The sequence below is a fragment of the Hydrogenophaga sp. GW456-12-10-14-TSB4 genome (assembly GCF_059424305.1).
Map to the genome: position 1 here is coordinate 37,391 of NZ_JBWKZH010000003.1, position 12,038 is coordinate 49,428.

13 protein-coding genes are annotated in these 12,038 nt (G+C 69.6%); 7 read left to right on the top strand and 6 right to left on the bottom strand.

Translation table 11 applies throughout. The annotated features are described in order from the left end of the window. Positions 1–16 precede the first annotated feature (16 nt). From AC07ZS_RS02355 to AC07ZS_RS02375, 5 genes are all read right to left on the bottom strand, one after another. A complete protein-coding gene (locus tag AC07ZS_RS02355) occupies positions 17–1,252 on the bottom strand; it encodes an NAD(P)/FAD-dependent oxidoreductase (protein ID WP_494797026.1) in 1,236 nt (411 codons plus the stop codon). Beyond that, a complete protein-coding gene (locus AC07ZS_RS02360) occupies positions 1,249–2,574 on the bottom strand; it encodes a M28 family peptidase (protein ID WP_494797027.1) in 1,326 nt (441 codons plus the stop codon). Before AC07ZS_RS02360 ends, AC07ZS_RS02355 begins: the two co-directional genes overlap by 4 nt. After that, on the bottom strand, positions 2,571–3,242 hold the full coding sequence (locus tag AC07ZS_RS02365; protein WP_494797028.1) for a dienelactone hydrolase family protein: 672 nt from the start codon (positions 3,240–3,242) through the stop codon (positions 2,571–2,573). The genes AC07ZS_RS02360 and AC07ZS_RS02365 overlap by 4 nt, the downstream gene beginning before the upstream one ends. Before the next feature lie 33 nt (positions 3,243–3,275). Then, entirely contained in the window at positions 3,276–4,256 is a 981-nt protein-coding gene (locus AC07ZS_RS02370; RefSeq protein WP_494797029.1) for a Bug family tripartite tricarboxylate transporter substrate binding protein, read from the bottom strand. Positions 4,257–4,346: 90 nt separating this feature from the next. Continuing rightward, positions 4,347–5,282: a LysR family transcriptional regulator gene (locus AC07ZS_RS02375; RefSeq protein WP_494797030.1), complete on the bottom strand. Its 936-nt coding sequence runs from the start codon at positions 5,280–5,282 to the stop codon at positions 4,347–4,349. Between the two features lie 149 nt (positions 5,283–5,431). Between AC07ZS_RS02375 and AC07ZS_RS02380 the strand changes: the two genes are divergently transcribed. The 4 genes from AC07ZS_RS02380 to AC07ZS_RS02395 are packed head-to-tail and all read left to right on the top strand — an operon-like array spanning position 5,432 to position 9,218. After that, positions 5,432–6,469, top strand: coding sequence for a glutamate cyclase domain-containing protein (locus AC07ZS_RS02380; protein WP_494797031.1), 1,038 nt, complete (start codon positions 5,432–5,434; stop codon positions 6,467–6,469). A gap of 29 nt (positions 6,470–6,498) precedes the next feature. Next, positions 6,499–7,467, top strand: a complete 969-nt coding sequence (locus tag AC07ZS_RS02385; RefSeq protein ID WP_494797032.1) for a Bug family tripartite tricarboxylate transporter substrate binding protein — start codon at positions 6,499–6,501, stop codon at positions 7,465–7,467. Positions 7,468–7,483: 16 nt separating this feature from the next. Next, positions 7,484–8,281: a maleate cis-trans isomerase family protein gene (locus AC07ZS_RS02390; RefSeq protein WP_494797033.1), complete on the top strand. Its 798-nt coding sequence runs from the start codon at positions 7,484–7,486 to the stop codon at positions 8,279–8,281. Between the two features lie 13 nt (positions 8,282–8,294). Continuing rightward, positions 8,295–9,218: a LysR family transcriptional regulator gene (locus tag AC07ZS_RS02395; RefSeq protein WP_494797034.1), complete on the top strand. Its 924-nt coding sequence runs from the start codon at positions 8,295–8,297 to the stop codon at positions 9,216–9,218. Positions 9,219–9,227: 9 nt separating this feature from the next. Here the strand turns inward: AC07ZS_RS02395 and AC07ZS_RS02400 are convergent, their stop codons facing one another. Beyond that, the gene (locus AC07ZS_RS02400) at positions 9,228–9,581 is read right to left on the bottom strand and encodes a hypothetical protein (protein ID WP_494797035.1); all 354 of its coding nucleotides are present in this window, start codon (positions 9,579–9,581) and stop codon (positions 9,228–9,230) included. Between the two features lie 139 nt (positions 9,582–9,720). Here AC07ZS_RS02400 and AC07ZS_RS02405 point away from each other — a divergent pair, with 139 nt between their 5' ends. Genes AC07ZS_RS02405 through AC07ZS_RS02415 form a run of 3 tightly spaced genes read left to right on the top strand, consistent with a single transcriptional unit; the run spans position 9,721 to position 12,038 of the window. Continuing rightward, positions 9,721–10,317, top strand: coding sequence for a DUF502 domain-containing protein (locus AC07ZS_RS02405; protein WP_494797036.1), 597 nt, complete (start codon positions 9,721–9,723; stop codon positions 10,315–10,317). Positions 10,318–10,374: 57 nt separating this feature from the next. Next, positions 10,375–10,998, top strand: a complete 624-nt coding sequence (locus AC07ZS_RS02410; protein ID WP_494797037.1) for a dioxygenase family protein — start codon at positions 10,375–10,377, stop codon at positions 10,996–10,998. A 23-nt stretch (positions 10,999–11,021) separates the two neighbouring features. Continuing rightward, positions 11,022–12,038, top strand: a complete 1,017-nt coding sequence (locus tag AC07ZS_RS02415; RefSeq protein ID WP_494797038.1) for a metal-dependent hydrolase — start codon at positions 11,022–11,024, stop codon at positions 12,036–12,038.

A 12,038-nucleotide genomic window follows, 5' to 3' on the forward strand; every position in this document is an offset into this window, starting at 1 on the left:
AACGGCGGGACGCGCGTCAGCGGCTGCGCTGTTGCCAGACGGGTGAGACCCACGCCTCGGGGACCGAAGACGGTCTCTCCAGCGCCAGGTCGGCCACCGCCTGCCCCGTGATGGCGGCGAGCGAGAGCCCCAGGTGGCCGTGCCCGCAAGCGGCGATCACGCTCGGGAACCGGGGTGAGCGCCCGATGATGGGCCGGCTGTCGGGGGTGGAAGGGCGCGGGCCCACCCAGGCGGACACGGCGGGTTGCTCCAGACCGGGCACCCAGCCCGACAGCCCCTGAAAAACGCGGGAGGCCCGATCGAAGTCGGGCGGCGCATCGGGTGGCGCGAATTCGGCCACGCTGGCGAGCCTCAACCCCTGGCGCATGGGCGTCACCGCGATCTTTTTCTCGGTGAGCAGCACGGGCATCTTCAGCGCACTGGCTGTCGCAGGGAGCATCAGGTGATAGCCGCGCTCCGCCACCACCGGCACGTCGATGCCGAGCGCCCGGGCCCACCGGTCGGACCAGGCGCCCGCCGCGAGCACGGTGAGATCCGCCACGCGCCCGGCGCCGGCCACCTGCACGCCCTGAGGGCCGATCTGGGTGACTTCCGCGATCTCGATGCGGCCGCCCTCGGCTTGAATGCGGGCCGCGATCCGATGCGCCAGCGCCTGGGTGTCCGTCACGAACCCCATGCCGGGAATGTGGACCGCCGCCTGAACGCTTGGACCCAGCGCGGGTTCGAGTTCGCGGGCCTCGTCGCCGGTGAGGTCTTCGCACGGCACGCCCAGCTGGCGGCGCAGCGCATAGGCGGCCTGTGCCTGCGCCCGCGCGGCCGGCGAGCCGAACACATGCAAGGCGCCCGTCTCCCGCATGAGGTCCGTGGCGGCGGTGTCGGCGAGCAGGGTCCGCCAGGCGGGCCAGGCCTGGGCCATCAAGCCCGCCATGGCCTGCGCCCCGGCCTGGTAGCGCGACGGCCGCGCTTGCGCCAGGAAGCGCGCGAACCAGTCGGCCCGTCGAAGCACATAGCCCGGACGGGCGATCAGGGGGCCTTCCGGGTCGCGCGCCAGCCGCCAGAACTGGCGCAGGATGCCCGGCGCGGCCTGGGGCAGCACCGAGGCGGTGGCGATGTGCGCCGCGTTGCCGAAGCTGGCGCCGGCGCAGACGCCTTCGCGGTCGAGCACCGTCACCGCATAGCCCTCTCGCTGCAACGCGCGGGCGCAGCTCAGCCCGACCAGGCCGGCGCCGACAACCGTGGCGGTCCGCGTCATGGCGCGGTCCCGCGCGAGGGCCGGAGGAACCCCAGATCGGGGGCGCTGAGCGCGTGCCACAGCACCCCCGCCGACGCTTGCGTGGCCCGCAGCAGGCGGTGCTTGTCCGCCAGCTTCCAGGTGTCGGCGCGCGTCAGCAGCCAGCGCAGCGAGCTGGCCGGCTCGTTGAAGCCGGCGATCAGCCGCAACGCGGGGATGCCCACATCGGCGAAGTTGGCGTGGTCGCTGTTGCTCATCAGCGGCAGATGAACCCCGAGTTCGACACCCGCCCGTTGGGCCCCCTCGCGGGCAAAGCCGCCGAGTTCGCTGAAGCCGGAGGTGAGCGCCGTCAGCGAGGGCGAGCCATCGAGCGAGTCCAGGTTGACGTTCAGGGCGATGGACCGCCGCTGTTCCTCGGGCAAGGCACGCAGCCATTCGCGGGAGCCGTTGAGCGCCCATTCTTCGGCACTGAACAGGCACACGGTCAGCCCGCGCCGCATCTGGGCCATGTGGGGCGCCATCGCCCGCGCAATCGCCAGGACGGCCGTCACGCCGGTGGCGTTGTCCAGAGCGCTCTGAGCCAGCGGGTGCCCGTCGAGGTGGGCCGACAGGACCACGCGCTCGGCCCGGGCCCCGGCGCCCGCCGGCAGGTCCAGCACCAGCGTGTCGGTTTTCGCCCCGGGAAGGTCCTCGCCCAACACGCGCATGCGCACCTGCGCGCCGGGCCGATCCAGTTGCTGCGCGGCTTCGGCGGAAATGCCCATGGCGGGGATGCCCGGGCCGCCCGCGCGGCCGGAGGAGCCGGACACCGGGCCGATGCCGGCTTCGGGCTGCACGATCAGGAACCCGACCGCGCCCGCCGCCTGTGCGGCCTGCAGCTTGACCCGGCGATGGACCGTCTCGAGGGAGAACGGGTACTCATGCGCCACCATCACGACCTTGCCGCGCACCGACGTGCCCGCTTCGGCGATCTGGGCGGGCGTTCCCCTCCCCAGGTTCAGCACCGGGGCGACCAGCCCGGCCTCGGGCGTGAAGGCCGTGCCCAAGAGCGGCACCGCGTCGAGCGCCAGGCCGTCCGGCTCGCACACGAGCGAGCTGTGGTCACAGCGCCAGCCGGCGTAGGCGGTGGGGTCCCGCCGGACCAGGGGGCCGATGGCGCAGAGCCGCTCGAAGGCCCAGTCCTGGGCCAGCGCTTCGCTGGCGGAGCCCGCCATGCGCCCGCCCATGGCGCACAGATCGACAAAGCCGTTCCAGAGATCCGCATCCGAGCGCAGGTCGGCGGCAACGGTCTCGAAGCCCTCCGCCGTCGCGGGCGAGAGGGCTGGTGCGTGGTGGTGTTTCAAACGCCATGCCTTTCCAGGAAGGCAAGCGTGCGCTCCTGTGCCAGTTGCGCAGAAGGCGCGTGGTAGAGCGGGCGGGCGTCGCAGTTGAAGCCGTGGCCCGTGGCGTAGAAGTGCACCTCGGCCTCGGGCGCCGCCTGGCCCGGCTCCTTCATGCGGTCCAGGGACACCAGGTGATCGCGCTCCCCCCAATGCAACATCATGGGAATGCGGGGCACGGGCCGGAGCACGGTGGGAATGGCATTGCCGTAGTACGACACCGCGCAGGCAAAACCCTGCCCGCGCGCGGCCGTGACCCAGGCGGCCGTGCCGCCCCAGCAGAAGCCCACGATGCCCACGGCACCGGCCTCGGCGGCCAGCGCACCTGCGGCCTCGATGTCCATCACCGCGTGGTCCCAGTCGATCTCCCGCATCAGGGCCTGGCCCTGGCGGACGTCGTCGTCGCCGTAGCCCAGGTCGAGGTCGCGCTGCACCCGATCGAACACGCTGGGCGCCACGGCGAGGTAGCCCCTGGCGGCATAACGATCGGTCACCGCCCGGATGTGCGCGTTGACGCCGAAGATCTCGGGCAGGATGACCACCCCGCCCCGGGCCGGGCCCGAAGGCCGGGCGACATAGACCGACGACTCGAAGCCGTCGGCCGCGGTCATGCGCTGCGTTTGTCCACTCATGGTTGAAAAGCTCCTTTTTTGTGGTGAGACAGCTCAGTCCAGCTTGATGTTCGCCCGCTGCACCACGCTCTTCCAGTGGGTCAGGTCGTCTTTCATCAAAGCGGAAAATCCTTGGGCATCGCGCAGGGTGGGCACGATGCCCAGGGCCTCGAAACGCTCGGCCAGCGCCGGCTCGCGCACAGCCAGCTGGACGGCTTTCGAGAGCTTGGCGGCGATGTCCCTGGGCAAACCTGCGGGCGCGATCAGCCCCCACCAGTTGATGGCCTGCACGCCCGGCACACCCAGCTGCTCGAAGGTCGGAATCTCGGGATAGGCTGCGATGGGCTGGGGCGCGGCCACCGCCAGGGCGCGCAGGCGGCCGGTCTTCACCAGCGGCATGCCGGATGCGGTGCTGGTAAACGTCGCATCGACCTGGCCGGCGATGGTCTCGTTGAGTGCCAGCGCCGATCCCCGGTAGGGAATGCTGGTGAGCGAGGTCCCGGTGCGCATCTGCAGCAACTCGGCCGCCAGGTGCCCGAGCGAACCGGCCCCGGCATTGGCGATGTTGGCGCCGCGCGCCTTGCCCTGAGCCAGGAACCCGGCCAGGTTGCGGGCACCGGACTCAGGAACGAACAGGACCAGGGAGGCGGACCCGATCTGCGTGACCATGGCGAAGTCCTTGTCCAGGTCGTAGCCAGGCGAGGTCGAGCGGATGGCCGCGTTCAGCACCAGCGCCGCGTCGGCCAGCATGAGGGTGTAGCCGTCCGGCGCCGACCGCGCGAGCTGCGTGGCCGCGATGGCCGTGTTGGCGCCAGCCCGGTTGATCACCACGATGGAGGCACCGCCCAGGTGCTTCTGCAGGTGCGGCACGAGCGCGCGGACGATGATGTCCGACGCCCCGCCCGGCGCGTAGGGCACGACGAACTCGATCGGCCTGGCCGGGTAGGCCTCGTTGGCCTGAGCCGCGGTCCCACCCAGCGCCCAGGCCGTTGCGGCCAGGGCCCCCAGAAATCTCCAGCGCGTGCGCCATTCCATTGCGTTTCCTTCCGTCGATGACTAGCAGAGGGCGCTAATGTCCCGGGCAGGGCGCACCGGGGTCAAACGAAAAAAAGACCACGTCCATTCCTAGGCGGAATGCGGCGCCGCGAGGTGCTGCTGAATGCGCTGGTTGGTCTGCTGCGCCTCGCTGTGCAGCCAGCCCAGCAAGCGGTCTCGCGTGGTGTGGTCGCCGGAGCCGGCAGGCAGCACGGCATGAAACGCTTCGCGGCTGTGCACGCATTCACCGAGTGGTCGCACCAGCGTGCCCGCCTCCAGCTGATCGATGACCAGGAACAGCGGACAGACCGCAAGGCCCAGGCCCGCCGTGACCGCCGGCACCAGCACCGAGAAGCCCTCGAAGAGCAGGCTGGTCGCTTCGGGCGTCCTCCAGCCGGGCGCCATCGTGGCGCCCCACTCCGCCCAGTCGTAGCCGCGCTGGGCCCGCTGCAGCAAGGGAAAGGCCAGCAGGTCTTTCCACATCAGGGTGCCTCGGCCCACCAGGCCCGGGCTGGCCACCAGGGCCATCTCGCGACCCATCAGGTACGTCGCGCGGGCATCCGCCCAACGGCCTGCACCGACCCGGACTTCGAGATCGAAGCGCTCCGACGGCGATGCGCTGTCGGGCAGGCGCGGTCGCAGCACCAGGCGGGTCTGCGGTGCGATCGCGCGGAATCCCTGGAGGCGCGGCACGAGCCACTGCGCCGCAAAGGCCGGCGATGTCGCGATCTCCACGGACGCGGCGGGCTCCTTCTCGCCCGCCGCCATCTGCGCGGCCGCGCGGCCCTGGTCCAGCATCGCCAGGGCCTCGCTGGCAAAGGACAGGTAAGCGCGCCCGGAGGCGGTCAGGCTCAGCGATTTTTCCCCTCTGACAAACAGGCGCACGCCCACCTGTTCCTCGAGCGACTGGATCTGCTTGCTGACCGCGCTCTGCGACAGGCACAGCGTCTCGGCCGCGCGCGTGAAGCTCTGGCTGCGCGCCACTTCGACGAAGGTTCTCAACGTGGACGTCGATGGAATGCTCATGCGGTGGGCTCCTGATGGACAAGGTAGCAGCCCGCACAGGGCATTCATAACATCTGGTTCTAGATACCGCCAAAGATTCGATTAGGTGGAGGCCAAGGTGCTGCGCAAGAATCGATCGTCACCTGTTCAATTCTTCATTTCGGACCCCCATGCCTGACATCATTGGCGAGAACATTGATCGCCTCACCACCGTCGAGATGCGCAACCGCGCGATGAACCACAACATCATCCGGGGCATCTACGATGAAGCCCGGCGCGAGGGGGGCGGACGCCCCATCGTGGCCCGCGCGGCCGAGGCGCTGTCGGCGGCGGTCAAGCCCGGCGACCGCGTGCTGATCGTCACCGGCGCGGGTTATGCACCCGAAGCGCCGAACGGCGAAAGCGACGGCCCGCCCGGCGCGGCCGCCCTGGCCTACACGCTGTTCTGGGGCCTGCAGGCCGTGCCCGTCTACGTGTGCGAACCCTGCCATGCACCGCCCGTGGTCGCGAGCAGCCAGGCCGCCGGCATCATGGTGCGCGACTACGAACTGGCGCGGGACCGCCGCATGGGCGCAGCACTCGCGGAGTCGCCCACCGAGCAGGACGAGATCCAGGACTGGGCCGCCGCGGTCTTCGATCGCTATCAACCCACCGCCATCGTCTCCATCGAGCGCCTGGGCCCCAACGAACAGGGCATCCTGCATTACTCGACCGGCGTGCGGCCGAAGAACTGCGTCGACATCGCCCCCTTGTTCGCCGAAGCGGCGCGCCGCCAGGTGCTGTCCATCGGCATCGGCGACAACGGCAATGAAATCGGCTTCGGCCGCATCTTCGATTTCATGAAGACCTTCCACCCCTACGGCCAGCGCTGCCAGTACGAAGGCGGGACCGGCGTCCCGACGACCGTCGCCACCGACATCTTCATGCCCGCCTCCGTGTCCAACTGGGGCGCCTACGGCCTGAGCGCCATGCTGGCCTACCTGCGGGGCGACCTGCAGTCCCTGCACACCCCGGCCATCGCCGCCGACGTGATCCGCGCCTGCCTGAATGCCGGTGGCTGGGAGATGCGCTATTGCACCAACCGCTTCATCGTCGACGGGACCGAAGGGGAGAGCTCGATGTCCATCGTGCAACTGCTGCGCGACATGGTCCGCGTGAACATCGCGACCCCGGACCGAGGCCTCTCGCACGGCCGAATCGATCGCTGACCCCACTGTCCATCTGCAAGGAGTTTCGTATGCGCAAGGTTTTCAGAACCCTCTCGGCCGGCCTGGTCGTGTGGACCCTCACGGCGGGCCTGGCACAGGCCCAGGTCGCCAACAGCGGCACGTTGCGGATCGTGGTGCCGTACGCCCCCGGTGGCACGGCCGACATCACCGCGCGCCTGCTCGCGGAGAACCTGACCACCCGCCTGAACCAGGCCGTGGTGGTCGAGAACAAGCCCGGTGCCAACGGCTCCATCGGTGCGGCCCAGGTGGCCAAGGCGCCACCGGACGGCAACACCATCGCTCTGGTGGTGAGCTCCCACGCATTTGGCAAGGCGCTCATGCCGACCCTGCCCTACGACCCCGTCAAGGACTTCGCGCCCGTCACGCTCGCCACCCGCACCGCCATGGTCCTGGTGGCCACGCCTTCACTGCCGGTGCGCGATGTGCCCGAGCTGGTCGCGTACGCCAAGCAGCACCCGAACGAACTCTCGTTCGCCTCGGCCGGACAGGGCAGCAACGTGCACATCTTCGGCCAGTGGTTCGCCGACCTGGCGGGCGTGAAGATGAACCACGTGCCCTACAAAGGCAGCGCGGCGGCGCACCCCGACCTCATGGCCGGGCGCACGCAGATCGTCTTCGACACCCTGGGCGCGGTGCAACCCCACATCGCGGCGGGCCGGCTCAAGCTGCTGGCCATGGGCGCCCAGCGACTGCCCCAGTACCCGAACGTGCCCACCGTGGCCGAGTCCGGCTATCCCGGCTTCCGGGCCGAGTCGTGGGGCGCGGTCCTGGCGCCGGCGGGCACGCCCCCGGCCCGCATCCGCCAGCTCAACAAGGAGATCGTGGCGGCGCTGAACGTGCCGTCCATCAAGAAGCGGCTGGAAGATGCCGGCGCCCAGGTGGTGGGCGGCACGCCGGAGGAACTCGGCGCCCTGCTGGTCGAGGAGGAGAAGCGCTTCACCACCTTGATCCGGGACATGGGCATCAAGCTGGACTGAGCGGCAGGAGTTCCTTTTGAAAGCAGTCTCCCTGTACTCGCCCTACGGCTGGAAAGCCCGGATCGGACTGATCGTTCCGTCGACCAACACCATCAACGAACCCGAGTTCTGGCGCATGGCCCCGGAGGGTGTCGGCATCTTCGCCGCCCGCGCCATGCTGCTGGGGCGCGCGACGCCGGAGTCCTACTTCGAGATGGCGAAGGCCGTGAGCGGCGCCGCCGACCAGTTGGCCACCGCCGAGGTGGACATCGTGGCCTACGGCTGCACCTCGGGGTCTTTCGTCTGCCCGATGGAAGACCTGATCGACGACATGCAGACGCGCACGGGCAAGCCCGCGCTGGCGGCGGCGGGCGCCGTGGTGGCCGCCCTTCGGGCCCTGGGCGCCCGGCGGGTGGCGCTGGCCACGCCCTATGTCGAGTTCGTGAACCAGCGCGAGCGCGAGTTCCTGCAGCAGCATGGCTTCGACCTGGCGTCCCTCGAAGCGCTGGATCTGGGCCACACGCAGGAAGAACGGCGCGCCATCGGGCGTGTTCCACCCGAGGCCATCTACCGGCTGGCCAGACTGGCGGACCGACCGGATGCGGACGTGGTGTTCATCTCCTGCACCAACCTCGCCTCGCTGGGCGTCATCCAGCGCCTGGAAGACGAATTGGGCAAACCGGTCATCACCAGCAACCAGGCCTGCTTCTGGGCGTGTCTGCGAAGGCTGGGCCTGCGCGATCCCGTTCAGGGGTTCGGCCGGCTGCTCAGCCACTGTCTGGACCCCATCGACGACGCCAGCTTCACCGTATCATCGGCGCTCCCAATGACCTGATGAACGAGTCACCGTGCCCCGGCCCCTGAACTTCCGGCAGCTTGAAGCGTTTCGCGCCGTCATGCTGACGGGCAGCATGACCGGTGCCGGGCACTCGATGGCGATCTCCCAGCCGGCGGTCTCGCGCTTGATCCACGACCTGGAAGGCGAACTCCAGCTCGTGCTCTTCCAGCGCCAGGGCATCCACATCGTCGCGACCGAGCAGGCCCACCAGCTCTACCGGGAAATCGAGCGCCACTTCGCGGGCGCCGACCGCATCCGGGAGGCCGCGCGCGCGATCCGCCTGTCCACCGCGGGCTACCTGCATGTAGGGGCCATGCCGAACCTGTCGGCCCACTGTCTGCCGGAGGCGATCAGCAAGCTGCTCAAGGAGTACCCCGAGGTGGTGGTCTCCATCCACCCTGACAGCTCGGTCAACCTCATGTCCATGCTGCGCCATGGACAGCTGGACGTCGCATACGGCTTCCCGCCGCCGGACGCCGGGGACATCGATCACGATCCCTTTCCCGCGACACAGGCCCTGTGCATCATGCCCAAGGACCACCCGCTGGCGCAGAAGCGGCAGATCGCGGTGAAAGACCTGCACGACCAGGACTTCGTGGCCCTGGGCCCCAACAGCCGCCAGCGCATGCAGCTGAACCTGGCCATCCTGCAAGCGGGGGTGCGGCCCAACATCCGCGTCGAGACCCTGCACTCCTCCTCGGTGATCAGCCACGTGTTCCACGGCGTGGGCATCGCCATCACGGACCCGATCGCCTTGATCGGTCCGCTGGCCCGCGAACTGGCGATACGGCCCTTCAAGCCGACCATCTCGATGGACTTCTCCGCGGCCTACCTTCGCAACGCACCGCGCTCCAGGATCGCGCTGGCCCTCACCGCATTGCTCAAGCGGGTGGTGGCCGACGAGCTGCGGCAACTGTCGCGAAACAAATCCTGATCGGGCGGCTCAGCGCATCACGCGCGCGATCGTGTCGGGACCGGAGCGCGAGCCGGGCTCGCGCGAAGAGGCTGGCCCTTCGGGCACCTCGGTGGCCTCGACATCGACCACCTCGCCCGTGGGCTGGCGCGCGCCGGCCGGCCACACGCCTTGCGTGTAACGCTGCGAGGTCTGGCGAAAGCGGCTGAACACCACCGCCGGCGCGGGCTTGCGGCCCGTGACCAGCGCCCAGAGCGAGACGCCGACCACCACCACCAGGGACGCCAGCAACAGGCTGAGCACGAAGACCAGGGCGGCCAGGGCCAGCGCCAGCCGGAGCACGCCGCGCAGCACGCGGCCGAAGAAGTCGAAGAGTCCGTTCATGGATGAGAGAGCCTCCTGGCCCCAAGGGAGTTCCTGAACTGGCGCGAACACCAGGCATGCCACCCGGCGCGGGGCAAACAGCGGGCAGATGGGGCCATTCTGGGCCTTTTCAAGCCACCCGGCTGCTATGCTCCCGCGTGTGAAACCGATCTACCAGTACTTCTTCCGCGGCCTGATCACCTTCCTGCCGGTGGCGCTGACGGTCTACGTGCTGTACCTGTTCATCGTCTGGGTGGAGACCATCGCCATGTGGGCCATCCGGCCGCTGGTCGGTGACTTCTACCTGCCCGGCCTGGGCATCGTGATCGGCGCGGCCATGATCTTCGGCCTGGGCTTCCTGATCTCCCAGCCCGTGACGGCGCGCATGCTCTCCTGGGTGGAGCTGCCGTTCACCAACCTGCCGGTGGTCAAGAGCATCTACTCCTCGCTCAAGAGCTTTGCCGACTACTTCGCGCCCAACAAGAAAGACGCGCAGCAGCAGGTGGTGATGCTCAAGATGCCGGACAACGAGATGACCATCGTCGGCCTGGTGACGCGCCAGAACATGGCAGGCCTGCCGCCCGGGCTGGCCGAGCTCGACCATGTGGCGGTCTACCTGCCCATGGGCTACATGATCGGCGGCTACACCGTGTTCGTGCCACGCAGCTGGACCACGCCGATCGACATGTCGGTCGAAGAAGCGATGCGAGCTTCCCTCCTGGCATGGATGGCCTCGGCCAGCCGCAACCCGCCCTGAGCGGAACTTGCGCCCGGGTGGCGTTTCCAACCAGACTGCCGTCGCCTGGAGACCCTCATGCCCACCCTGCCCCGCCGCCGCATCCTCATCGCCAGCGCCGCCGCCGTGGCCGCCCCGGCCTGGCTTTCGCCCGCGCTGGCGCAGGGCAAGTCCCTGCGCCCCACGCCGAGCCAGACCGAAGGCCCGTTCTACCCCGTCGCCCTGCCCGCCGATTCGGATGCCGACCTGCTGCGCAACGGCAAGGCGGTCTATGGCAAGGGCCAGCCCACCTGGGTGGACGGCACGGTGACCGACCTTGCCGGTCTGCCCGTGGCGGGCGCAGTGGTGGAGATCTGGCAGTGCGACCACGAAGGCCACTACCACCACCCCGGCGACGGCGGCAAGGCCGACCCGGCGTTCCAGGGGTTCGGCCAAGTCACCGTGGGTCGCGACGGGCGTTACCGCTTCCGCACCCTCAAGCCCGTGCCCTACACCGGCCGCACGCCGCACATCCACGTGAAGGTGAAACTCGACCGGCGGGAACTGCTGACCACCCAGCTGTACGTCGCTGGCGACCCGGGCAACGAGCGCGACGGTATCTGGCGGCGCATGAGCGAAGAGGCCCGCGCTGCCGTCACCGTGCCGTTTGCGCCGGGCAGCGACGGCCTGCGCGCCACCTTTCCCATCGCCGTGCAGGCTTGATGGCGGGCAGCTAAGCTCGCCGCATGGATTCATTGACCCAGATTGCCCTCGGCTCGGCCGTGGGCGTGGCCGTGATGGGCCGGCGCACCGCTGTGTGGAAGGCCGCGCTGTGGGGTGCCATCGGCGGCACCCTGCCCGACCTCGACGCCTTCATCAACCACGGCGACGCCGTCCTCAACATGACGCGCCACCGCGCCGAGAGCCATGCGCTCTTCGTGCTCACGCTGGCCGCGCCGGTGCTCGCCTGGATCGTCTCGCGCGTGCATGGCGAGGCCGCACTGTTCAAGCGCTGGTGGCTGGCGATGTGGCTGGTGCTCATCACCCACCCGCTGCTCGATACCATGACGGTGTACGGCACCCAGCTGCTGCAGCCCTTCAGCGACTATCCGTTCGCGGTAGGCAGCGTCTTCATCATCGACCTGGCCTACACCCTGCCGCTGATCGTGGGCGTGATCGCGGCACTGCGGCTGAAGTCGGCTCGCGGCCTGGGCTGGAACACCGCCGGGCTGGTCCTCAGCACGCTCTACCTGGCCTGGAGCGTGGGCGCGCAACAGCACGTCACCCAGGTCGCGCGCGCCTCGCTGCAGGCCGATGGCATCGCGGCCGACGGCCTGCTGGTCACGCCGTCGCCGTTCAACACCGTGCTGTGGCGGCTCGTGGCCACCACCCCCACCGAGTACCGCGAGGGCTTCTACTCGCTGCTGGACGACAGCCCGCGCATCACCTGGACGGTGCACGGGCGCGGTGCCGACCTGATGGCACAACACCGCGACGAGCCCTACCTCGCCCGCATGGCAGCCTTCACCCACGGCTTCTACCGCGTGTCGGCCATCGACGGCCACCTTTTCGTGACCGACCTGCGCATGGGCCAGGAGCCCCACTACACCTTCCGCTTCGACCTCGGCACCGACGCGGCGCGCGCCCAGGGCGGGTACCGCCCCACGCTGGAAGGCTCGCGGCCCGACCTGGCCCAGGCCCTGCCCTGGCTGTGGCGGCGCATCGGGGGCGACCGTTCGATGCCGGCTGTGTCCACCCCCTGA

What these genes read in the sequence shown, in the direction of transcription:
- AC07ZS_RS02370 (WP_494797029.1), bottom strand. Translation starts at nt 4,256, where the DNA reads ATGGAATGGCGCACGCGCTGGAGATTTCTGGGGGCCCTGGCCGCAACG.
- AC07ZS_RS02400 (WP_494797035.1), bottom strand. Translation starts at nt 9,581, where the DNA reads ATGAACGGACTCTTCGACTTCTTCGGCCGCGTGCTGCGCGGCGTGCTC.
- AC07ZS_RS02375 (WP_494797030.1), bottom strand. Translation starts at nt 5,282, where the DNA reads ATGAGCATTCCATCGACGTCCACGTTGAGAACCTTCGTCGAAGTGGCG.
- AC07ZS_RS02380 (WP_494797031.1), top strand. Translation starts at nt 5,432, where the DNA reads ATGCCTGACATCATTGGCGAGAACATTGATCGCCTCACCACCGTCGAG.
- AC07ZS_RS02410 (WP_494797037.1), top strand. Translation starts at nt 10,375, where the DNA reads ATGCCCACCCTGCCCCGCCGCCGCATCCTCATCGCCAGCGCCGCCGCC.
- AC07ZS_RS02385 (WP_494797032.1), top strand. Translation starts at nt 6,499, where the DNA reads ATGCGCAAGGTTTTCAGAACCCTCTCGGCCGGCCTGGTCGTGTGGACC.
- AC07ZS_RS02415 (WP_494797038.1), top strand. Translation starts at nt 11,022, where the DNA reads ATGGATTCATTGACCCAGATTGCCCTCGGCTCGGCCGTGGGCGTGGCC.
- AC07ZS_RS02365 (WP_494797028.1), bottom strand. Translation starts at nt 3,242, where the DNA reads ATGAGTGGACAAACGCAGCGCATGACCGCGGCCGACGGCTTCGAGTCG.
- AC07ZS_RS02355 (WP_494797026.1), bottom strand. Translation starts at nt 1,252, where the DNA reads ATGACGCGGACCGCCACGGTTGTCGGCGCCGGCCTGGTCGGGCTGAGC.